At 64.1% G+C, this 22,803-nt stretch carries 20 protein-coding genes; 14 read left to right on the forward strand and 6 right to left on the reverse strand.

Annotation, left to right across the window (positions count from 1 at the left end; translation table 11 throughout):
• Positions 1–226 precede the first annotated feature (226 nt).
• The 14 genes from P9228_RS13565 (at position 227) to P9228_RS13630 (ending at position 16,386) form a co-directional block, all read left to right on the forward strand.
• Entirely contained in the window at positions 227–1,279 is a 1,053-nt protein-coding gene (locus P9228_RS13565; protein WP_278053873.1) for a LacI family DNA-binding transcriptional regulator, read from the forward strand.
• Entirely contained in the window at positions 1,276–2,292 is a 1,017-nt protein-coding gene (locus P9228_RS13570; protein ID WP_278053875.1) for a Gfo/Idh/MocA family oxidoreductase, read from the forward strand. Before P9228_RS13565 ends, P9228_RS13570 begins: the two co-directional genes overlap by 4 nt.
• Positions 2,289–3,890 (forward strand): acyl CoA:acetate/3-ketoacid CoA transferase, encoded by a 1,602-nt coding sequence (locus P9228_RS13575; RefSeq protein ID WP_278053876.1) that lies wholly within the window; start codon positions 2,289–2,291, stop codon positions 3,888–3,890. Before P9228_RS13570 ends, P9228_RS13575 begins: the two co-directional genes overlap by 4 nt.
• Positions 3,883–4,659 carry an enoyl-CoA hydratase/isomerase family protein gene (locus P9228_RS13580; protein WP_278053877.1) on the forward strand — a complete coding sequence of 259 codons (777 nt, stop codon included), beginning with the start codon at positions 3,883–3,885 and terminating at the stop codon, positions 4,657–4,659. The genes P9228_RS13575 and P9228_RS13580 overlap by 8 nt, the downstream gene beginning before the upstream one ends.
• An 11-nt stretch (positions 4,660–4,670) precedes the next feature.
• Positions 4,671–6,182: an aldehyde dehydrogenase family protein gene (locus P9228_RS13585; protein ID WP_278053878.1), complete on the forward strand. Its 1,512-nt coding sequence runs from the start codon at positions 4,671–4,673 to the stop codon at positions 6,180–6,182.
• A gap of 59 nt (positions 6,183–6,241) precedes the next feature.
• The gene (locus P9228_RS13590; RefSeq protein ID WP_067002546.1) at positions 6,242–7,495 is read left to right on the forward strand and encodes an ABC transporter substrate-binding protein; all 1,254 of its coding nucleotides are present in this window, start codon (positions 6,242–6,244) and stop codon (positions 7,493–7,495) included.
• A gap of 186 nt (positions 7,496–7,681) precedes the next feature.
• Positions 7,682–8,641, forward strand: coding sequence for a sugar ABC transporter permease (locus tag P9228_RS13595; protein WP_067002547.1), 960 nt, complete (start codon positions 7,682–7,684; stop codon positions 8,639–8,641).
• A complete protein-coding gene (locus P9228_RS13600) occupies positions 8,638–9,582 on the forward strand; it encodes a carbohydrate ABC transporter permease (RefSeq protein WP_067325882.1) in 945 nt (314 codons plus the stop codon). The genes P9228_RS13595 and P9228_RS13600 overlap by 4 nt, the downstream gene beginning before the upstream one ends.
• Before the next feature lie 23 nt (positions 9,583–9,605).
• Entirely contained in the window at positions 9,606–10,721 is a 1,116-nt protein-coding gene (locus tag P9228_RS13605) for an ABC transporter ATP-binding protein (RefSeq protein ID WP_278053879.1), read from the forward strand.
• 106 nt (positions 10,722–10,827) lie between these two features.
• Positions 10,828–12,330, forward strand: a complete 1,503-nt coding sequence (locus P9228_RS13610) for a GMC family oxidoreductase (protein WP_278053880.1) — start codon at positions 10,828–10,830, stop codon at positions 12,328–12,330.
• Positions 12,327–13,088, forward strand: a complete 762-nt coding sequence (locus tag P9228_RS13615; RefSeq protein WP_278053882.1) for a 3-ketoacyl-ACP reductase — start codon at positions 12,327–12,329, stop codon at positions 13,086–13,088. Before P9228_RS13610 ends, P9228_RS13615 begins: the two co-directional genes overlap by 4 nt.
• Positions 13,089–13,100: 12 nt before the next feature.
• The gene (locus tag P9228_RS13620; RefSeq protein ID WP_127323961.1) at positions 13,101–14,729 is read left to right on the forward strand and encodes a choline dehydrogenase; all 1,629 of its coding nucleotides are present in this window, start codon (positions 13,101–13,103) and stop codon (positions 14,727–14,729) included.
• Between the two features lie 10 nt (positions 14,730–14,739).
• On the forward strand, positions 14,740–15,069 hold the full coding sequence (locus P9228_RS13625) for a Dabb family protein (protein WP_278053883.1): 330 nt from the start codon (positions 14,740–14,742) through the stop codon (positions 15,067–15,069).
• A gap of 81 nt (positions 15,070–15,150) precedes the next feature.
• Positions 15,151–16,386, forward strand: coding sequence for an MFS transporter (locus P9228_RS13630; protein WP_278053884.1), 1,236 nt, complete (start codon positions 15,151–15,153; stop codon positions 16,384–16,386).
• On the opposite strand, the gene P9228_RS13635 is transcribed toward P9228_RS13630, so the two are convergent.
• The 6 genes from P9228_RS13635 to P9228_RS13660 form a co-directional block, all read right to left on the reverse strand.
• Complete coding sequence (locus tag P9228_RS13635; protein ID WP_067002559.1) at positions 16,373–17,218, reverse strand: EamA family transporter; 846 nt, start codon at positions 17,216–17,218, stop codon at positions 16,373–16,375. The genes P9228_RS13630 and P9228_RS13635 overlap by 14 nt on opposite strands.
• Positions 17,219–17,225: 7 nt before the next feature.
• Positions 17,226–18,143 carry an endonuclease/exonuclease/phosphatase family protein gene (locus P9228_RS13640; protein WP_278053886.1) on the reverse strand — a complete coding sequence of 306 codons (918 nt, stop codon included), beginning with the start codon at positions 18,141–18,143 and terminating at the stop codon, positions 17,226–17,228.
• 112 nt (positions 18,144–18,255) lie between these two features.
• Entirely contained in the window at positions 18,256–19,806 is a 1,551-nt protein-coding gene (locus P9228_RS13645; protein ID WP_067002561.1) for a sodium:proton antiporter, read from the reverse strand.
• Positions 19,807–19,956: 150 nt separating this feature from the next.
• Positions 19,957–21,021, reverse strand: coding sequence for an ABC transporter ATP-binding protein (locus P9228_RS13650; protein ID WP_067325862.1), 1,065 nt, complete (start codon positions 21,019–21,021; stop codon positions 19,957–19,959).
• Positions 21,022–21,048: 27 nt separating this feature from the next.
• Positions 21,049–21,840: an ABC transporter permease gene (locus P9228_RS13655; RefSeq protein ID WP_127246098.1), complete on the reverse strand. Its 792-nt coding sequence runs from the start codon at positions 21,838–21,840 to the stop codon at positions 21,049–21,051.
• Entirely contained in the window at positions 21,837–22,682 is an 846-nt protein-coding gene (locus tag P9228_RS13660; RefSeq protein ID WP_176477631.1) for an ABC transporter permease subunit, read from the reverse strand. The genes P9228_RS13655 and P9228_RS13660 overlap by 4 nt, the downstream gene beginning before the upstream one ends.
• Positions 22,683–22,803 lie beyond the last annotated feature (121 nt).

The following is a 22,803-nucleotide window of genomic DNA, read 5'->3' on the forward strand; positions in this document are numbered from 1 at the left end:
ATCTCCCTTTGTGGCAGCCTATAGATGGAACGTTCCAATAAATCAAGAACCTTTATGATCCCTGCGACTGAAGCGATCCAACGCAGCGCTGCGGCCCTAAGCCCATACATTTTCTGGCCATCGATCAATTTTTCGAAATCGACATGATTCCCAGTTGACTCCGGTTTGACGCAATGTTTAGAACGTTCCAATAAATTTTAGCGCCGGACGCGGAGGAAGCACGGATATGGCCAGCCGGGCCAAGGCGACGATCCTGGACATCGCCCGCGAGGCCGGCGTGTCCAAATCGACGGTATCGCTCGTGCTGCAAGGCAGCGGGCTGATCCGGCCTGAGACCGCGGTCAAGGTCCGCAAGGCGATCGAGGATGTCGGCTATGTCTACAACCGCGGCGCCGCCAACCTGCGCAAGGCGCATTCCAACGTCATCGGCATGGTGATCAACGATCTCACCAACCCCTTCTTCGCCGAGCTGGCGGTTGGCATGGAGCGCGTCTTTCAGGCCGCAGGCATCGTGCCCTTCATCGCCAACACCGCGGAAAATCCGGTCCGCCAGGAAGAAGTGCTGAAGTCGCTGCTGGAACAGGGCGTCGCCGGTCTGATCGTCTCGCCGGCGCGCGGCACCACGCCCGGCGCCTTCCGCCGCATCGAGGCTGCCGGCGTGCCGGTCGTCTTCGCCATGCGCCGCCTGCCCGAGAGCCGCATCCCGGCAATCGCGCCCGACAACCATCGCGGCGCCTATCTCGCCACCCAGCATCTGATCGGCAAAGGCCACCGCCGGCTGGCTTTCTTCGGCGGTTCGTCCGACCTCGTTGTCTATCACGACAGGCTCGGCGGCTTCATCGAGGCTTGCGAGGCGCTTGGCATCCCGGCCGCCAACCGGACGATCGTCGAAGGCGAGACCAGCCGCAGAGGCGGCATGGCCTGCCTGGAGACCGCGCTTGCGGCAGCCGAGCCGCCGACAGCCGCGCTTTGCTTCAACGACGCCGTCGCTTTCGGCGTCATGCTCGCGCTGCGCAAGCGCGGCCTGGAGGCCGGGGCCGACTTCGCCGTGGTCGGTTTCGACGACGTGGCCGAAGCCGAGCACTACATGCCGGCGCTGACCAGCGTCGCCGTCGACACCCCAGGCCTTGGCGAGCGCGCCGCGCACGTCATGCTGAAGATGATCCAGTCGCGCACGACGCGCGCCGAGGACCATATCGGCGCGGTCAGCCTCGTCGTCAGGGAAAGCTGCGGCCCGAGCCGCAGCGCGCGCGGCACTGGAATGGGAGACGCGGCATGAGCGTGAGATGGGGCCTGATCGGCGCGAGCACGATCGCCAGGCAGTTCATGATCAATGCCATTCGCGCGCAGGCCGACGGCGCGGTTGCCGCCGTGATGAGCTCCAGCGCAGAGCGGGCTCGGGCCTACGCCAAGGAAAACGGCATTCCTAAAGCCGTCTCGACGCTCGATGCGCTGCTTGGCTCGAACATTGATGCCGTCTACATCTCGACCACCAATGAGCTGCATCTCGAACAGGGGCTGGCCGCCATCAAGGCCGGCAAGCATGTGCTCTGCGAAAAGCCGCTGGCGCTGACCAGCGCCGATGCGCGCAAGATGGTGGCGGTGGCCAGGAAAGCCGGCATCGTGTTCGGCACCAACCATCATCTGCGCAATGCCGGCGCGCACCGCGCGATGCGCGAGGCAATCGCAACCGGCCGTATCGGCAAACCGATCGCCGCGCGTGTTTTCCATTCCGTCTATCTGCCTGAAAGCCTGCAGGGCTGGCGCATCACCAGGCCTGAAGCCGGGGGCGGCGTGGTGCTCGACATCACGGTGCATGATGCAGACACGCTGCGCTTCGTGCTCGGCGACGATCCGGTCGAGATCTCGGCCTTCACACAGTCGGCCGGCATGGCCGGCGGCGGGCTGGAGGACGGCGCGATGTGCATCTGGCGCTTCAAGTCCGGCGTCATTGCGCAATCGCATGAAGGCTTCACGACCAAGTTCGCCGGCATCGGTTTCGAAGTGCATGGGTCGGAGGGCTCGCTGATCGCCACCGATGTGATGACGCAGAAGCCGGTCGGCTCGGTGCTGCTGCGCACTGCAAATGGCGAGGAAGAGCTGAACTTCGATCGCGAGGACCTCTACACCCGCTCGCTGCGCCAGTTCCATGCCGCGATCCGCGGCGAAGGCCAGCCTTCGGCCACCGGCGAGGACGGCATTTGGTCGCTGGCATCCGCCGAAGCAGCACTGCAATCATCGAAGACCGGCAAGGCCGTGATCATCGATCCGCAACTCGGGAGCCTCGCGTGAGCAAGCTCGTCACGGCAGCGCATGCCGCCAGCCTGATCAAGGACGGCATGGTTGTCTCGGTGTCGTCCTCGAGCGGCCTCGGCTGCCCCGACGCCGTGCTCGCCGCGATCGGCGAGCGCTTCGATGCGGAAGGGCATCCGAGAGCGATCACCACGCTGCACCCGATCGCCGCCGGCGACATGTACGGCATCAAGGGCATCGACCATCTCGCCAAGCCTGGCCTGCTCAAACGCACGCTCTGCGGCTCGTATCCGTCAGGCCCCTCCTCCGCCGAGCCGCCGCGGATCTGGCAGATGATCGGCGACAACTCGGTCGCGGCTTACAACGTGCCCTCCGGCATCCTCTTCGACATGCATCGCGAGGCGGCCGCCAAGCGTCCCGGCGTGCTGACCAAGGTCGGCCTCGACACTTTCGCCGACCCTCGCCACCAGGGCTGCGCCATGAACGCCGCCGCCAGCGAGCCGATCGTCTCGGTGCAGCAGTTCGACGGCGAGGAGTGGCTCTATTTCCGAGCCATCGTCCCCAACGTCTCGATCATCCGCGCCACCTCCGCCGACGAGCGCGGCAATCTCACCTACGAGCATGAGGGCGCCTATCTCGGCGGTCTCGAACAGGCATTGGCTGCCCGCAACAATGGCGGCATCGTCATTGCGCAGGTGAAGCGCATCGTCGAGAACGGCACCCTCAAGCCGCACGATGTGCGCGTGCCCGGCGTCTTGGTCGACCATATCGTGGTCGCGCCCGATCAGCTGCAGACGACGCAGACGGCTTACGACCCGGCGATCTCGGGCGAGATCTTCCGGCCGCTCTCCACCTTCCGCACCCCGGAGATGAACATCCAGAAGGTGATCGCGCGCCGCGTCGCCATGGAGTTGCGCGACGGCATGGCCGTCAATATCGGCTTCGGCATCTCCGCCAACGTGCCGCGCATTCTTCTCGAGGAAGGCCAGCACGGCAAGGTCACCTGGGTGATCGAGCAGGGCGCGGTCGGCGGCGTGCCGCTGCTCGACTTCAAGTTCGGCTGCGCCTCGAATGCCGAGGCGATCATGCCCTCGCCGCACCAGTTCATCTATTTCCAGGCCGGCGGCTTTGACGCCTCGCTCCTGTCCTTCCTGCAGATCGACCGCCACGGCTCGGTCAACGTGTCGAAGCTTTCGGCGAGACCGCATGTGACGGCCGGCGCCGGCGGCTTCGTCGATATCACCGCGCGGGCGAAGAAGATCGTCTTCTCCGGCTTCTTCAATGCTGGCGCCAAGCTTTCGCTGGCGAACGGCGCCCTCCGCATCGACCAGGAAGGCAAGGTGAAAAAGATCGTCGAGGAGGTCGAGCACATCTCCTTCTCCGGCAAGCGCGCGGTCGCGCAAGGCCAGGACATCACCTATGTCACCGAACGCTGTGTGATGAAGCTGACCCAGGCCGGGCTGATGGTGACCGAGCTGGCGCCCGGCATCGATCTCGAACGCGATGTGCTGGCGCAGTCCGACACTCCGCTCTCCGTCGCAAACGACCTCAAGTTCACGCCGGCCTCGCTCTATCAAGATCGGCCGATCGGCCTGTCGCTCAACGGCGGCGCTTCGCTTGGAGGCGCGCATGGCTGAGCGCCTCGTCACCTTCGAGCAGGATGGCGTGATCGGTACCGTGACGCTCAGGCGGCCGGAAAAGTTCAACGCGCTCGACATTCCGATGCTGCGCGCGCTCGAAGCCGCGCTCGACAAGGCCGAGCTGGCCGAGGGTGTCCGTGTCGTGCTCATCAGCGGCGAAGGCAAGGGTTTTTGCGCCGGCGGCGACGTCGAGGCCTGGGCACAATTAAGCGCCGCCGATTTCCAGGTTCAATGGGTGCGCTACGGCCATCGTGTCTTCGACCGGCTGGCGCGGCTTCGGCAACCGACCATCGCCGTGCTGTCCGGCCATGCGCTGGGCGGCGGCTTGGAATTGGCCGCCGCCTGCGATTTCCGCGTCGCCGAAACCCAGATCAAGCTCGGCTTTCCCGAAACCTCGATCGGCGTCGTGCCCGGCTGGTCTGGTACGCAGCGCGCCGTGCGCCGCTTCGGCGCGCAAACGGTGCGGCGCATGGCAATAGGGGGCGAAGTCCTGCTGGCGAACGAGGCGCTTGCCCTCGGCGTCGTCGACCGCGTCGTCGAAACCGGCAAGGCCTTGGATGAAGCAAAAGCCTGGGGAGAAAAGATCGCCGAGCGTGGTCCGCTCGCAACCGAGGCCGCCAAGCTGATGATCGGCATTGCCGAAGGCGAGGAAGACGCCGCCGCGACGGAAGCGCTGGCCAGCGGCTTCATTGCGCTCACCGGCGATCTCAAGGCCGGTGTCGGCGCCTTCAAGGCCAGGCACAAGCCGGACTTTTCGAGATCTTGAGAGAAGATACGATGAACGCACCGCTTAACATTTCCATGCCGGTCGAAGCGTCTCAGGCGCCGAAGAGCTACAAGCTTCTGATCGACGGCAAACATGTCGGTGCCCGGGATGGCCGCACGATCGAACGCAACAGCCCCGGCCACGGTTTTGCGGTTTCACGCTATGCGCAGGCGGGTGCTGCGGAAGTCGACGCTGCGGTGCAGGCCGCGCACAAGGCCTTCGAGGCCGGCGCATGGCCGCGCATGAAGGCTTCGGAACGCGCCGCGGTGCTGCTCAAGGCGGCCGATCTGATCGAGGGCCGACTGGAAGAGATTGCCAGGCTCGACGCGTTGGAATCCGGCAAGCCGATCGCGCAGGCGCGCGGCGAGATCGGCGGCGCCGTCGACATCTGGCGCTATGCCGCTTCGCTTGCCCGCACGCTCCATGGCGAGAGCTACGCCAATCTCGGCGATGACATGCTGGGCGTGGTCGTGCGCGAGCCGATCGGCGTCGTCTCGATCATCACGCCGTGGAATTTTCCCTTCCTGATCGTCAGCCAGAAACTGCCCTTCGCGCTCGCCGCCGGCTGCACTGCCGTGGTCAAGCCGAGCGAGATGACCTCGGCCTCGACCTTCGTGCTCGGCGATATCCTGCTGCAGGCCGGCCTGCCGGCGGGTGTCGTCAACATCCTCGCCGGCCTGGGTAGCGATGTCGGCGCGCCGATGGTCAGCCATCCGCTGGTTGAGATGGTGTCCTTCACCGGCTCGACCCGCGTCGGCAAGATGACCATGGCGGCGGCGTCCAGTTCGCTGAAGAAGGTGTCGATGGAGCTCGGCGGCAAGAACGGCCAGATCGTCTTCCCCGACGCCGATCTCGAAGCAGCGGCGGATGCCGCAGTCTTCGGCGGCTTCTTCAACGCCGGCGAATGCTGCAATGCCGGCAGTCGGCTGATCGTGCATGAGGCGATCGCGGACGACTTTCTCGGCGCAGTCAAGGCGCTGGCCGAGAGGGTGAAAGTCGGCGATCCGCTTGACGACCGCACCAAGGTCGGCGCGATGATCTCGGCCGACCACATGGCGAAGGTAGCCGGCTATGTGAAGGCGGCCAAAACCGGCGGCGGCAGCGTCTTCAGCGGCGGCGGACAGCTCGCCTCCAACGCCGGCCAGTATCTCGATCCGACCATTGTCCGCAACGTTACCGAGGACATGGAAATCGCGCGCGAGGAAGTCTTCGGGCCGGTGCTGTCCGTGCTCACTTTTGAAACGATTGAAAGGGCATTGCACATCGCCAACAACACGCCCTATGGTCTGTCTGCGGGAGTGTGGAGCGCCAGCATCGACACATGCATGTCGGTGGCGCGCGGTGTGCGTTCGGGGACGGTTTGGGTGAATACGTTCATGGAGGGTTATCCCGAACTGCCCTTCGGCGGCTACAAGCAATCCGGTCTCGGACGCGAACTCGGCAAACGCGCCGTCGAGGACTATACCGAGGAAAAGACAATCCAGTTTCATCGCGGCCAGCGCACCGGATGGTGGCTCGGCTGAGTTGGGAGACCCCGGCGGTCACCCCGCCGGTTATGTGAATGCAACAAGGGAGGTAGTACATGTTGCGCAAACTGCTTATCGGAACGGCTCTTGCGACGAGCTTTGCGTTCTCGGCGCATGCCGCGGACGTCAAGGAAGTGCAGATGCTGCATTGGTGGACGTCGGGCGGCGAAGCGGCTGCTCTGAACGTGCTGAAGCAGGATCTGGCCAAGGAAGGCTATGCCTGGAAGGACGTGCCGGTGGCCGGCGGCGGCGGCGACGCCGCCATGACCGCTCTGAAGGCGATGGTCGCGGCCGGCAACTATCCGACTGCCTCGCAGATGCTGGGCTACACCGTGCTCGACTATGCCGCTGCTGGCGTCATGGGCGACCTCACCGAGACCGCCAAGAAGGAAGGCTGGGACAAGAGCGTTCCGGCCGCCCTGCAGAAGTTCTCCGTCTATGACGGCAAGTGGGTCGCGGCTCCGGTCAACGTCCACTCGGTCAACTGGCTGTGGATCAACAAGGCCGTGATGGACAAGATCGGCGGCACCGAGCCGAAGACCTTCGACGACTTCATCGCCCTGCTCGACAAGGCCAAGGCCGCTGGCGTCATCCCGCTGGCGCTCGGCGGCCAGAACTGGCAGGAAGCGACCATGTTCGACTCCGTCGTGCTGTCGACCGGCGGACCGGAATTCTACAAGAAGGCGATGAACGACCTCGATGAGGAGTCGCTCAAGTCCGACACGATGAAGAAGTCGTTCGACAACCTCGCCAAGCTCGTCACCTATGTCGACCCGAACTTCTCGGGCCGCGACTGGAACCTCGCCACCGCCATGGTCATCAAGGGCGATGCGCTGGTTCAGGTCATGGGCGACTGGGCCAAGGGCGAATTCCACGCCGCCAACAAGACGCCGGGCACGGACTTCCTCTGCTACCGCTTCCCGGGCACCGACGGCTCGGTGATCTACAACTCCGACATGTTCGGCATGTTCAACGTTCCGGACGACCGCAAGGCCGCCCAGGTCGCTCTGGCCACCGCCACCCTGTCGAAGAGCTTCCAGTCGGCTTTCAACGTCGTGAAGGGCTCGGTCCCCGCCCGCACCGACGTGCCGGACACCGACTTCGATGCTTGCGGCAAGAAGGGCATCGCCGACCTTAAGGCGGCTAACGAAGGCGGCAAGCTGTTCGGCTCGTTGGCCCAGGGCTACGGCGCGCCCCCGGCTGTCGCCAACGCCTACAAGGACGTCATCTCGAAGTTCGTCCATGGCCAGATCAAGACCTCGGACGAAGCCGTGACCGAATTGGTCAAGGCGATCGACGACGCCAAGTAAGGCGTTTTGCTGGAGCAATTCCAGGAAAAGTGCATAGCGGTTTTCCGTTCGGAATTGCATAAACAAAACCACTCGAGTCTCCCCCGCTCCGGCGGGGGAGGTCTCCTGTCGAGACGATATACGGGATTGCTGCCTGGTGTGCGCCGCACGCTGGCTGGTCCCCAATAACCGGTACTGGATGAGCCGATGAGCACAGTCGCCGAAACCCAAATCAAGCTGACGCCGGAACATGACGCCCGTCCTGGCGCCTCCGTCCGCTCGCGATTGCAGGACCTGTTGCCGAAGATCGTCCTGGCGCCGAGCTTCGCGGCGACGATCGTCTTCGTCTATGGCTTCATCCTGTGGACGATCTATCTGTCGTTCACCAATTCCAAGACCTTCCCATCCTACGACATCACCGGCGCCCGCGCCTATCAGCGGCTGTGGCGCTGGACCTTCGAGAGCGACCCGCCGTCGAGCTGGTACACCTCGATCACCAACATGGGGATTTTCGGCTTCCTCTACATCCTGATCTGCCTGGCGCTCGGCCTCTTCCTGGCCATCCTGCTCGACCAGAAGATCCGCGGCGAAGGCATGCTGCGGCCGATCTATCTCTATCCGATGGCGCTCTCCTTCATCGTCACTGGCGTCGCCTGGAAGTGGTTCCTCGACCCCGGCCTCGGTCTCGAGCAGACCCTACACCAATGGGGCTGGACGAGCTTCCATTTCGACTGGATCAAGAACAAGGATTTCGTCATCTACACGGTGGTGATCGCCGGCGTCTGGCAGGCTTCCGGCTTCATCATGGCGATGTTTCTGGCCGGGCTTCGCGGCATCGACGGTGAGATCATGAAGGCCGCGCAGATCGATGGCGCCACCACCTTCCAGCTCTACCGCCGCATCGTTATTCCGCTGCTCAGGCCGGTGTTCCTGTCGGCCTTCATAGTGCTCGCGCATCTGGCCATCAAGTCCTATGACCTTGTCGTGGCGCTGACCAGCGGCGGACCGGGCGGTTCGGCCTGGCTGCCCTCCAACTTCATGTATGAGTTCACCTTCAAGCGCAACGAGATGGCGGTGGGCTCGGCGAGCGCGGTGATCATGCTGATGACTTTGACCGCGATCATCGTGCCTTATCTCTATTCCGAGCTCAGGGAGAAGCCGCGATGAGCGCCGTCACCTCACCGGCCAGCCAGGCATCGAGCGGCGTCAGCGCCAGGACGATCAACCGCATCGTAATCTACGGGCTGCTCGCGCTGTTCGCGCTGTTCTACCTGATGCCGCTCTTCGTGATGCTGGTCACCTCGTTCAAGACCATGGACGAGATCCAGAACGGCAACATGCTGGCGCTGCCGCAGTCGCCGACCATCGCGCCATGGTTCAAGGCCTGGGGCGAAACCTGCGTCGGCCTGACTTGTGCCGGCATCAAGGGCTACTTCTGGAACTCCATCAAGATGGTGGTGCCGGCGGTGCTGATCTCGACGCTGCTCGGCGCGCTCAACGGCTATGTGCTGACCAAATGGCGCTTCCGCGGCCACACGCTGGTCTTCGCGATGATGCTGTTCGCCTGCTTCATTCCGTTCCAGTCGGTGCTCTTGCCGATGGCGACCATCCTCGGCAGCATCGGCCGCTTCGGCGCCAGCCTGCAGAACGCGACGGGGTTCAACTTCGGCCTCGGTAACTCGACGGTCAACCTGGCCTTCGTCCATGTGGTCTACGGCCTCGGCTTCACCACGCTGTTCTTCCGCAACTATTACGAGGCCTTCCCGACCGAACTGGTGAAGGCGGCGCAGGTCGACGGCGCCTCCTTCTTCCAGATCTTCCGCCGCATCATGCTGCCGAACTCGATGCCGATCTTCGTCGTCACCGTCATCTACCAGTTCACCAACATCTGGAACGACTTCCTGTTCGCTTCCGCTTACGCCGGCACCGGCGACGTGATGCCGATGACGGTGGCGCTCAACAATGTCGTCAACACCTCGACCGGCGTCGTCGAGTACAACGTCAACATGGCCGCGGCGATGATTGCCGCGCTCCCCACCCTGATCGTCTATGTCGTCGCCGGCCGCTATTTCGTGCGCGGGCTGATGGCCGGCGCGGTCAAGGGCTGACCCTATTTTCTGAAGGAACGACCATGGCTTTTCTGGAAATTGATGGGCTGAAGAAGCGCTTCGGGAATGTCGAGATCCTGAAAGGCATCGATGTCGAGCTCGAAAAGGGCGGCTTCCTGGTGCTGGTCGGCCCGTCCGGCTGCGGCAAGTCCACCCTGCTCAACACCATTGCCGGGCTGGAAACCATCACCGAGGGCCAGATCCGCGTCGACGGCCGCGCCATCAACGATCTGCATCCCTCGAAGCGCGACATCGCCATGGTCTTCCAGAGCTACGCGCTCTATCCGAACATGACGGTTGCCGGAAACATCGCCTTCGGCATGGAGATGCGCGGCGTGCCGGCGGCGGAGCGCCAGGCGGCGATCGACAAGGTGGCAAAGATCCTGCAGATCGGTCACCTGCTCAACCGCAAGCCCAGCCAGCTTTCCGGCGGCCAGCGCCAGCGCGTTGCCATGGGCCGGGCGCTGGTGCGCGACCCGAAACTCTTCCTGTTTGACGAGCCGCTTTCCAACCTCGACGCCAAGCTGCGCGTCGACATGCGCATCGAGATCAAGCGCCTGCACGCCACGACCGGCACCACGATCGTCTATGTCACCCACGACCAGATCGAGGCGATGACGCTGGCGACCAAGATCGCCGTGATGCGCGACGGCGAGGTACAGCAGTTCGGCACGCCGGCCGAAGTCTACAACAACCCCACCAATATCTTCGTCGCCGACTTCATGGGCTCGCCCGCGATGAACCTGATCCCGGCCAGGATTGGCGCCAATGGCAGCGGGCTCTCGGTCGTTCTCGATCGTGAGGCGCGCCAGCCGATCACGCTGTCACTGCCCGGCGCGCCGACCGGCCTTGCGGCCTTCAAGGACAAGCCGGTCATCTTCGGCGTGCGCCCGGAAGCGCTGACCGATCCAGAAGGCGCCGAGCGCAACGGATCCGAAATCGCCACCGCCGACTGCCACATCGAAGTGGTCGAGCCGGCGGGATCGGACACGTTCGCCGTCACCAATCTCGGCGGCAAGGGCGTGGTGGCGCGGCTGCGCGCCGACGCCAGGATCCAGCCCGGCACCAGCACGCCGCTGGCCTTCAATCTCAGCAAGGCGGTGTTCTTCGATCCGGCGACCGAGAAGCGCATTCTCTGATGCATGTCGCCCAAAAGTGGATCCGGTTTTGGGGCAGCGACATGCGTCAAGACAAAGATCTAAAGCGCGTGGTCCCGGTCAGTTCAAACACGACGCGCTTTAGACCATGACAAATCCGGATATCGTCATCATCGGCTCCGGCATCGGCGGCGCCACGATCGCCTCCGGCTTGGCCGGCAGCGGCGCCTCGATCCTGATCCTGGAACGCGGTGAACCGCTGCCCGCGACGCCGCATGCGCGCTCGACGCGCTCGATCTTCGTCGACGGGCATTACCGGCCGAAGGAGATGTGGCGCGAGGCCGGCGGCGCCGCGTTCAACCCCGGCAATTACTATTATGTCGGCGGCAACTCGAAATTTTTCGGCGCGGTGCTGATCCGCTACCGCAAGGAGGATTTCTCCGAGCTGGAGCATTTCGGCGGTGTCTCGCCGACCTGGCCGTTTTCCTATGACGAGTTCGAACCCTGGTATTCGAAGGCCGAGCAGCTTTTCCGCGTGCGCGGCGCGGTCGGCGAGGATCCGACCGAGCCGTTCCATTCGATTCCTTATGCCTTTAAGCCGGTGCCCGACGAACCTTCGATCGCGCGTGCCCGCGCCGAGCTCAAAGGCCTCGGCCTGCATCCTGCCTCGCTGCCGCTCGGCGTCGACATCGAAGCCTGGCTGAAGGAGGGCAAGACCGGCTGGGATGCTTTTCCGAACACCGGGCAAGGCAAGGTCGACGCCCAGACCGGGCCTCTGGCGGCGGCGCTCAATGACAAGAACATCAAGCTCGAAACCGGCGCCCATGTCGACTGGCTCGAGGCCTCGCCGGACGGCAAATCGATTGCCGCCATTCATTACACGCAGAACGGCGCGCAAAGGACGCTCTCGCCGAAGCTGGTCATCCTATCGGCCGGCGCGATCAACTCCGCCGTCATCCTGCTGCGCTCGCCCTCGACAAACGGCAAAGGCCTCGCCAACAGTTCCGACCAGGTCGGCCGCAATTTCATGAACCACAATTCGAGCGCGATGCTGGCGATCGACCCGCGCCGCCGCAACGACGCCGTCTACCAGAAGACGCTGATGCTCAACGACTATTATCTGTCGGGCGGCAAGGGCGGCAAGCCGCTGGGCAATGTGCAACTGCTCGGCAAGATCGACGGCAACATGCTGCGGGCCAATGTGAAGCTGGCGCCAAGATTCGCGCTCGATTTCATGGCCGGCCACGCCGTCGACTGGTACCTGATGTGCGAGGACCTGCCCGATCCTGAAAGCCGCATCCTGGTCGACGGCAAGGAGATCGTCATGCAGTGGCGGCGCTCCAACATGCAGTCGCTGGAAGGCCTGACCACGGTGATGCGCGAAAACTTCCGCGCCTGCGGTTACCCGATCGTGCTGTCGCGCCCGTTCGACAAGCGCACGCCCTCGCACCAGTGCGGCACCGTGCGGATGGGCAACGACCCCGCGACGGCGCCACTCGATACGTTCTGTCGTGCTTACGACCATAAGAACCTGTTCGTCGTGGACGCCGGCTTCCTGCCGACCTCGGCGGCGGTCAATCCGGCGCTGTCAATCGCAGCCCAGGCGCTGCGCGTGGCAGACCATATCCGCAAGACGGAGCTCGCGGCATGACCCGCCCGGCAGCCATCGTCACCGGCGGCGCGCGCGGCATCGGCCTTGCCTGCGCCGAGGCGCTGGCCGATGCCGGCTTCGATATTCTTGTTGCCGACCTTGCGGACAAGCCGGCCGATGGACTTGCCGAAAGCATCGCCGCGCGCGGCGCGAAATTCGCCTATGCCAGCTGTGACATCGCTGATCTCGCTGGCCATCCAAAACTGGTCGCGGCGGCGGTGGACACCTTCGGCAGCATCGATTGCCTCGTCAACAACGCCGGCATAGGCGCCGTCGTGCGCGGCGATCTTCTGGAATTGAAGCCTGATAATTTCGACCACGCGCTAAATATCAATCTGCGCGGCACGGTGTTCCTCAGCCAGGCCGTCGCCAAGGCGATGTTGGCGACACCCGCCAGCTTTGCGAGGTCGATCGTCACCATCACCTCGGTCAGCGCGACAATGGCCTCGCCGGAGCGCGCCGACTACTGCATCTCAAAGGCAGGGCTTTCGATGTGGGTGAAGAACCTGGCGCTGCGGCTCGCCGCGGAAAACATCGGCGTGTTCGAGGTGCGGCCGGGCATCATTCGCACCGACATGACGGCAGGCGTATCCGCCAAATATGACGCGCTGATAGACGGCGGGTTGGTGCCGGCCAAACGCTGGGGCGAGGCCGCCGATATCGGCGCTGTGGTGGCCGCACTTGCCAGCGGAAAATTCGGCTTTGCAACCGGATCGGTCATCGATGTCGACGGCGCGCTCTCCGTGCCTCGCCTGTGAGTGAGTGGAACCATGGCTGACTACATCATCGTTGGCGCCGGTCCGGCCGGTTGCGTGCTGGCCAACCGGCTGAGCGAGGAGCCGACCAATTCAGTCCTGCTGCTCGAAGCGGGCGGCAAGGATTGGCACCCGCTGATCCACATGCCGGCAGGCTTCGCCAAGATGACCAAGGGCATCGCTTCCTGGGGCTGGTCGACGGTGCCGCAGAAGCACATGAAGGACCGCGTCTTCTGGTACACCCAAGCCAAGGTTGTCGGCGGCGGCTCGTCGATCAACGCCCAGATCTACACGCGCGGCAACGCCCGCGACTATGACGCCTGGGAGAAGGAAGAGGGCTTGGCCGGCTGGGGCTATCGCGATGTGCTGCCCTATTTCAAGCGCGCCGAGAACAACCAGCGCTTCGCCAACGATTATCACGGCGATCAGGGGCCGCTCGGCGTTTCCAACCCGATCTCGCCGCTGCCGATCTGCGAGGCCTATTTCCGCGCCGGCCAGGAGATGGGAATCCCCTTCAATCCGGATTTCAACGGCGCCAGCCAGGAAGGCGTCGGCTATTACCAGCTCACCCAGAAGGACGCGCGGCGCTCCTCCGCCTCGGTCGCCTATCTGAAGCCTATCCGCGCCCGCAAGAACCTGACGGTCAGGACCGATGTGCTCGTCACCCGCGTCGTCGTCGAGAAAGGCCGCGCCATCGGCGTCGAGATCGTCGACAAGCCGGGCGGAGAAAAGACGATCCTGCGCGCGGAACGCGAGGTGATCATCTCCTCCGGCGCCATCGGCTCGCCGAAGCTCTTGATGCAATCCGGCATTGGCCCGGCCGATCATCTGAAGTCGGTCGGCGTCACGCCGGTCCATGACCTGCCCGGCGTCGGCTCCAACATGCAGGACCATCTCGACCTGTTCGTGATCGCCGAATGCACCGGCGACCACACCTATGACAACTATGCCAAGCTGCACCGCACGATGTGGGCCGGCCTGCAATACGTGCTTCTGAAGAAGGGCCCCGTCGCCTCCAGCCTGTTCGAGACCGGCGGCTTCTGGTACGCCGATCCGACCGCCGCCTCGCCCGACATCCAGTTCCATCTCGGTCTCGGCTCCGGCATTGAGGCGGGCGTCGAAAAACTGAAGAATCCCGGCGTGACGCTGAACTCCGCCTTCCTGCGCCCGCGCTCGCGCGGCACCGTGCGATTGAAGAGCGACGATCCCGCCGATCATCCGCTGATCGACCCGAACTACTGGTCCAATTCCTACGATCGCGACATGTCGATCAAGGGCCTGCGGCTGGCGCGCGAGATCATGCGGCAGAAGGCGCTGCAGCTTTTTGTGCAGCGCGAGGTGCTGCCCGGCCCTGCCCTGCAAAGCGACGCCGATCTCTTCGACTATGCCTGCCGCTCGTCCAAGACCGATCACCATCCCGTCGGCACCTGCCGCATGGGCCATGATGCGATGGCTGTGGTGGCGCCCGATCTCAGGCTGCGCGGCATCGACGGCCTGCGGGTCTGCGACGCGTCGGTGATGCCGCGTGTCCCTTCCTCCAACACCAATGCGCCGACCATCATGGTCGGCGAGAAGGGCGCCGATCTGATCCTCGGACGCGAGCCGCTGCCGCCGGCCGTGTTCAAGGGCAATAAGGCGGCTTGAGGGGAGAACAATGATCCGCCACTGCGTCTTTGTCCGCTTCGGCGACGGCACCTCCGCCGCCGAGCGCGCCGCGATTCATGCCGATCTCGAAGCGCTGCGCCCGGCCATCGACGGCATGGGCAAGGTTCATTTCAGCGCCAATGTCAGCCCGGAGCCGTTCGCGCGCGGTTTCGGCCATGGCTTTACCATCGATTTCCGCGATGCTGCCGCCCGCGACGCCTATCTGGCGCACGAGGCGCATCAGCGCGCCGGCGCTCGCCTGGTAGCGGCGCTCGAAGGGGGCACCGACGGGCTGATGAGTCCTCGACTTGGAGTTTACGGAAATGTGACCGCCGGTTGATCGGAAACCGGCAAATAACCCGTTCTCTTTTGCACTGCATGGAACATATCGTTCCTTTCGCGGATGCAAAGGAGCAGCGATTTGAGTCTCACCTCGGAGCAGAAGAAAACCGTACTCGCATCTTTCCTGGGCTGGACGCTCGACGCTTTTGATTTCTTCCTTCTGACATTCCTGCTCACCGATATCGCCGCTGAATTCCACACCGATGTCCCGGCGGTCTCCAAGGCGCTGTTCCTGACCTTGGCCACGCGATTCATCGGCGCGTTCCTGTTCGGCATGCTGGCCGACAGATATGGGCGCAAACCGCTGCTGATGCTCAACATCGTCAGCTATTCGGTGATCGGGGCGCTGGCGGCCTTCTCGCCCAATCTCGGCATATTCCTGGCCCTTCGGGCGCTGTTCGGCATCGCGATGGGCGGCGAGTGGGGCCTTGGCAGCTCGCTCGCCATGGAATCCATTCCGCCCAGCGCCCGCGGCATGGTTTCGGGCATCCTGCAATGCGGCTATCCGGCGGGATATCTGCTGGCGGCAGTTGTCTATGGGCTGCTCTACGGCCAGAAGATCGGCGATTTCACCTTCGGCTGGCGCGCCATATTCCTGCTGAGCTTCGTACCGGCGCTGATCGTGCTCTTCATCCGCTCGCACGTGCCGGAATCGCCCGCCTTCGTCTCAGGCCGGGCGCAGGCGCGGCCGGGTCTTCTCGTAACGCTGCAGAAGCACTGGGGCATCGCGCTCTATGCCGTGGTGCTGATGATGTTCTTCAACTTCTTCAGCCATGGCACGCAGGACTTGTACCCGACCTTCCTGAAGAAGCAGCATGGCTTCGATCCGCACACGGTGAGCTGGATCACCATCGTCGCCAATATCGGCGCCATTGTCGGCGGCTTGGCGTTCGGCGCGCTGTCGGAGAAGATCGGGCGCATAAACGCCATCACGCTCGCCTGCGTCATTGCCCTGCCGGCTATTCCGCTCTGGGCCTATACGACGACGCCCTTCATGCTGGCGCTCGGCGCCTTCATCATGCAGGTGGCGGTGCAAGGCGCCTGGGGCGTCATTCCGGTGCATCTCAACGAGCTATCGCCGGGCTCCGTGCGGGCGACCTTGCCTGGCTTCATCTACCAGGCCGGCAATCTGGCGGCCTCCTATGGCGGCCCATATCAGGCCGGCATCGCCGAAGCGCCGGGAGGCAGCTATGGCTACGCGCTGGCATTGTTTGCCGGCGTGGTCGCCATCTGCATCATCGTCGTCATCCGGTTCAGCCCCGAGAAGCGTGGCGAGGTCATGACCGTGATCGACCGGGAAGTCAGCCCAGTCTGAGCGCCACCACGCCCGCGACGATGCCCAGCGCCGCGGCGGCGCGCCATGCCGTCATCTTCTCGCCCAGCGCCAGCACCGAGATCAGCATGGCGAACAGGATCGAGGTCTCGCGCAGCGACGCCACCGAGGCGATCGGCGCCTTGGTCATCGCCCACATCACGATCCAGTAGGCGGCGCCGCTGAGCACGCCGGTGAAGAGGCCTGCCTTCCAGTCCCGCGCCAGCAGGGGCAGCGACTGTGGCCCGCGAAAGGCGATGCACAGCACCAGCGCCCAGAGCGCATCGCAGACGAACAGCCAGGCCGCATAGCTTTGCGCGGTTGCCGCCAGCCGCGCGCCGCTGCCGTCCGACAGCGTGTAGCTGGCAATGAAGATCGATGTGCCGAGCGCGAAGCTGACGGCGCGCAGATTGAACCGTTCAAGATGCACACCGCCGCGAAACGACATGACCAGCGTGCCTGCCGACAGAAGCACGATGCCGAAGATGGAGAGTGGCGCCGGTATCTCTCCGAGCAGAACGATGCCGCCGAGCGCGGAGAGCAGCGGCGCGGTACCGCGCGCCAGCGGATAGGTCTGAGCGAAATCGCCGGCCTTGTAAGCGCCGATCAGAAACGTCCGGTAGCCCATATGGAAGAAGACCGAGGCGAGGATGAATGGCCAGACCTCGGCTTTCGGCACTTCAACGAAAGGCAGCGCCAGCAGCGCCGCAGCCCCCATGCCGAGCGTCATCAAGGTGATCGACAGGAAGCGGTCGAGGTGCACCTTGACCAGCGCGTTCCAGATCGCGTGCATGGCGGCCGCCGACAGCACCGCGAGGAAGACGAAAAGCGTCATGCCCGCCTCACCCGCCTGCAAGCCTAGCGGCGACGCCTGGCGTTTCCAGATCGATATCGACCCTGAGCGGGAAATGGTCGGAGGCCACTTCGCCGATATCGGCGCTCACGGAACGCACCCGCCCGGCCAGGACGCCGCCAACGAAGCAATGATCGAGCCGGCGTTTCGCCAGCTTGCCCTCGATGATCTTTTCATGCGTGTGGAAGTCCGCCACCGGCTTGGCGGCGACGGCTGCGGCATCGACGAACCCGTCGATATAGACGGCGCCGCGATGATAGGGCGTGCTGCCGACGATGCGCCGGTATTCCGCACTTCCCGGCTCCATGTTGAAATCGCCGAGCCAGATCGCCGCCAGCGGGTTTTCCGGCTCCGGCTCGCCATTCGCCCAGTTGCGCTGCGGCTCGTCATCGGCGCCGCTCCAGGGACCGCCATCGGACGGCGCGCGGCGCTGTTCGGCGAGCAGATAGTCGATTTGCTCCAGCCGCTCTTCGGCCGCGATATGGGCAAGATGCAGCGAGAAAACCCGCACCGATCCCGCCGGCGTCCGGATCATGCACTCCAGCGCGGCGTTGCGCGTGTTGAGGGGCTTGAGCGTGCGGCGCAGCGGCAGCGCATGCAGCCGCGACCAGACGATCGGCAGCTTGGACAGAAGCATCGTGCCGAACTGCCTGCGGCGGTTGACGATGCGCCCATCACGCTTTTCGCTGGCGTCCATGTCGAAGGCCGGACCGTAGACCCAGTGATAGTCGGGCAGCAGCCTGGACAGGATTTCCGGCTGGTCGTCGCCGTTGCTGCGCCGCCAGTGCCGCTCCACTTCCTGCAGGGCGATGATGTCGGCGCCGTCGACGAGGCGCGCGGCGCGCACCAGATCGTAGCGGCCGTCGCTGCCGTAGCCGTACTGGATGTTGTAGCTGACCAGCTTCATCGATTAACCGGCTGAATATCCGGCCACGGCACTAGCGCCTCGGCCATCGCGTTGCAATGGACGCCATCGACGTGCGGAATGGTCCAGCGATGACCGCCGACCCTGGCATCGTCTAGGTCGTGAGCGACTGGAACCGCCCCGCCGGCGATGCTGCCAGCTCGGACCAGTCGATTTCTTCTTCCAGACGGTGATAGGCTTCGTCGCCGATCGTACCGTCGCGGCGCAATTCTTCGAGCCTATCGCGCTGCCGCTTGATGGCATAGAGGCGCAGCCGGTCGTATTCGGTGGCCGCCTGCGCATCCTCGGGATTCTCGGCGATCTTGCGTTGGGCCTCGTACTGCTCGCGCACGACGTCCGCAGCGGCTGACGTCTTGCGGCTCAGGACGTCGAGCGCGGCTTCCATGATGGCAACGCGTGCCTGCGCCACTTCGCGATCTATCGTCGTATCCTCTTCGAAATTGAGCCAGCGCAGCAGCGGCTTCAAGCTCATGCCTTGCAGCACCAGCGTGCCGAGCACGACCGCGAAGGCGGCAAGCACGATCGGGTCCCGGCCAGGGAAATTGGCCGGCAGTGCAATGGCCACCACCAGGCTCACCAGCCCACGCATGCCGCACCAGCCGACAAGCAAGGCGCCCCCGAATGTCGGCGCATCCCGCCTTTGCTCTTTGCTGTCGAAGCGGGCGAACCGCCGTATGATCGCGACGTAGCCAAACACCCAGACGAGGCGTGCCACGATGACAACGGCCAGCACCGTTGCGGCGAAGACAAATTCATCGCCCTGCCCATCGCCGGAGAGCCTGCCGACGATCGACCGGGCCTGCAGGCCCATCAGCACGAAAGCCAGCACATTGAGCACGAACACTGCCGACTCCCAGACCGAGTAGGTGCTGACGCGGCGTCTGGCCGACATCTGGCGCGGCGCGGTGCGCGCGATGGTGATGGCATAGACGACGATGGTGATGATGGCGGAAAGGCCGATCCTGTCGGCGATGATCCAGACGGCAAAGGTTCCGGCAAACTGCACCACGGTGCTGCTTGCCGCATCCTCGATGCGCGTCAGCGTCAGCAGCGAGAGGCGGCCGAACAGATAGCCGGCGGCGACGCTGCCGACCGTCGACAGAAGGATCACCGGCACCGCATCGCTCAGCATGACCGAGCCGACCGCGGCCGAAACGGCGATGCGGTAGATCAGAAGCGCCGTGGCGTCGTTGAGCAGGCTCTCCCCTTGCAGGATGGCGTTGAGGCGGTGCGGCACCTTGAACTGGCCGAGCACGGCGCTCGCCGCCACGGCGTCCGGCGGCGCGACGATGGCGCCGAGCGCGATCGCCGCCGCGATCGGCAGACCGGCCATTTTCCAGCCGACGAAGGCGACGACCACGGTGGTGAAGACGACCGCGCCCAACGCCAGCAGCACCAGCGACAGCCGGTAGCGCTTCAGGTCGCGCAGCGACGTATCATAGGCGGCATCGAGAAGCACCGGCGCGATGAACAGGGCAAGCGCCAGTTCCGGGTCGATCTCGATGGTCGGCGCACCTGGCAGAAAGGCGATCCCCACTCCGGCCAAGGCCAGCAGGGAGGGATAAGGTATCCCCAGCCATCGCGACAACGCCGTCAGCCCGACGGCGATCAGAAGCAGGATGAGGGTGAGCTCGAAAAGCGCCATGACTCATCGTAGCGATGGAACCAGGCCATTGGCACTGCAAAAAGCGATGGTGAATGGTGAATGGTGAATGGGCATCATCAGAGATAATTCGAGCACGTAAAGTGCTCTCTTCGCTGACTACCATTCACTATTCACTATTCACCATTCACCCTAGTGCAGCACCAGCATGTCGCCCGACGAGAACGAGATGTCCGCCTTCTCGCCGACGACAGGCGGCGGCGTCGCCGAGTTGTTGAAGGTGTCGAGCGATACCGTGTTGCCGCCGATGCCGACGCGCACCCGGATGACCGAGCCGAGGAAATGCACTTCGGCGATCTCGCCCGAAAGGCTGGTGTCGTGGCCGGGCTGGCGTCCGAGCGAAATCGCTTCGGGCCGCAGCGCCAGCGACAGCGTGTCGCCGGACTTCGACCCGTTGAGCTTTCCCTTCAGCGAGACTTCCTGCGTGTTGACCCGCACCTTGCCGGACGCGGCATCGGTGACCTTGCCTTCCAGCACGTTGAGCGTGCCGACGAAATTGGCAACGAACTTGGTCGCCGGCCGGTTGTAGATCTCGAACGGCGTGCCGACCTGTTCGGCCTTGCCGCCATACATGACCGCGATGCGGTCGGAGATCGACAGCGCCTCTTCCTGGTCATGCGTCACGAAGATGGTGGTTATGCCGAGCTTCTTCTGGATCGAGCGGATTTCCTCGCGCAGCGAAATGCGCACTTTGGCGTCCAGCGCCGACAGCGGCTCGTCGAGCAGCAAAAGCTTCGGCTTCGGCGCAATGGCGCGCGCCAGCGCGATGCGCTGCTGCTGGCCGCCGGAGAGCTGGTAGGGATAGCGGTCGGCCATCTGCGGCAGCCTGATGATGTCGAGCATCTCCGCGACACGGGAATCGATGGCCGCCCTGGGCATGCCCGCCACCTTCAGTCCGAATCCGATATTCTGCGCCACAGTGAGGTTGGGAAACAGCGCATAGGCCTGGAACACCATGCCGATATTGCGCTGGTTGGGCTTCAGCCTGGTGATGTCCTTGCCGCTAACCACGATCTTGCCGGCCGAGGGCTCCTCGAAGCCGGCCACCATGCGCAACACCGTCGTCTTGCCGCAGCCGGACGGACCGAGGAAGGAGACGAATTCGCCCGGCGCGACATCGAGGTTGAAATCCTCGACCACGGTTGTGGCGCCGAAGGACTTTCGCACATGCTGGATGGAGAGAAACGGCTCGGCCATGGCTTTTTCTTTCGGTCGGTAGTTCGCTCAATTGGGGCGGTTCGCCGATTTCGGCGCGAAACGGGACAAGATCTGGATCAGCGACATGCAGCCCCAGGTTATGACGAACGCGATGATCGACAGCGCCGCCGGCTCATAGGCGCGGTTGGCCACAAGATTCTGCAAATACGGGCCGAATGCCGGCCGGTTGAGCAGGCTGGCCATGGTGAATTCGCCGATCACGATGGCGAAGGTCAGGAATGCGCCCGAAAGCACCGCGATCAGCACATTGGGCAGGATCACGCGGCTGATGATCGTGCCCCAGCCGGCACCCAGGATCTGCGCCGCTTCCGTCAACGTGCGCACGTCGATAGTGCGAAGCCCGGTGTCGACGGCGCGGTACATGTATGGCAGTGCAAGCGTTGCATAGCCGATGACCAGCAGAGCATTCGCGCCTGGATTGGTTGCCAGGAACGGCAGCGGCGAATTCGACCCATACATCCTGATATAGCCGAAGACGATGACGATGGCCGGGATCACCAGCGGCAGCAGCGTGATGAACTCGACGATCGGCCTGATCTGCGGCATGCGAAGGCGGATCCAGTAGGCCGTAGGCACGACGATCAGCACGCCGAGGAGAATGGTGAAGATGGCGACGACCACCGAAAACATGAAGGTCGCCTGGAACTGGCTGTCGCCGAGCACGATCTTGTAGGCGTCCAGGGAATAGACGCCGCGGCGCATGCGCAGCGAGAACTCGATCGTCGCGATCAGCGGGATGAAGAAATACGCCGCGCCGAGGACAAAGACGACCCAGGCCCAGAACCTGCCGGATTTCATTTCAGCCACCTCTCCGAGCGCGTCCGGAACCAGATGTAGAAGATGTTGGCAAGCCCGGTGATGACGATCATGCCGAAGGCGATCGCGTAACCGAGATGGGCATTGTGCAGCACGTCGCCGCGGATCTGGGCGTAGAGCAGGATCGGCACGATGTTGAGCGAGGACCCGGTCAGCGCATAGGCGGTGGCGATCGCCCCGAAGGCGTTGGCGAAGAGCAGGATCACGGTGCCGAGGAAGCTTGGCCACAGCACGGGGATTACCACCAAGCGCCAGTATTGCGCCTGGGTGGCGCCGAGCGTGGCGGCGGCTTCGCCCCATTCCCTTTTTAGTCCGTCGATCGCCGGCACGATGATGACCACCATCAGCGGGATCTGGAAATAGACATAGGTGATCGTCAGACCCCAGAACGACAGCAGGTTGAAGCCATGCGCATAGATGTTGAAGCCGACCAGCGTGTTGAGCAGCACGGTGACGAGGCCCAGCCGGCCTAGGGTCGCGATGAAGGCGAAAGCCAGCGGCACTCCGGCGAAATTGGACGCGACACCGGAAAACGTCAGCGTCCCCGACCGTATCCAGTTGGGCAGGCCTCCGCGCACGATGGCGATGGCGATGGCAAGACCGGCGAAGGCGCCGATCAGCGATGACGCCAGGCTGACCTTTATCGAAATCCAGTAGGCGGCAACGATGTTGGCCGAAAAAAGCGCGACGATGTTGGCGAAGGTGAACTCGCCCGCCTCGTTCTGGAAGGCGCCCAGCATCAAGTAGAGCGTGGGCAGGATCAGGAACATGACGGCGAAGACGAAGAACGGCGTTACGCCAAGCCATTGCGTCGGCAGCCGCATTGCGCGCGCTTCGCCGGGGGGCGCGGCCTTGCCCGCAATTGCCTGATTGGAAACCGAGAGATCGGTCATGCGCCGGCTACCGTTTTTGGGAAGGAGTCCCGGGGGGGGGGGGGGGGGGGGG

It is taken from the genome of Mesorhizobium sp. WSM4898, assembly GCF_029625845.1.
Lineage (GTDB): Bacteria > Pseudomonadota > Alphaproteobacteria > Rhizobiales > Rhizobiaceae > Mesorhizobium.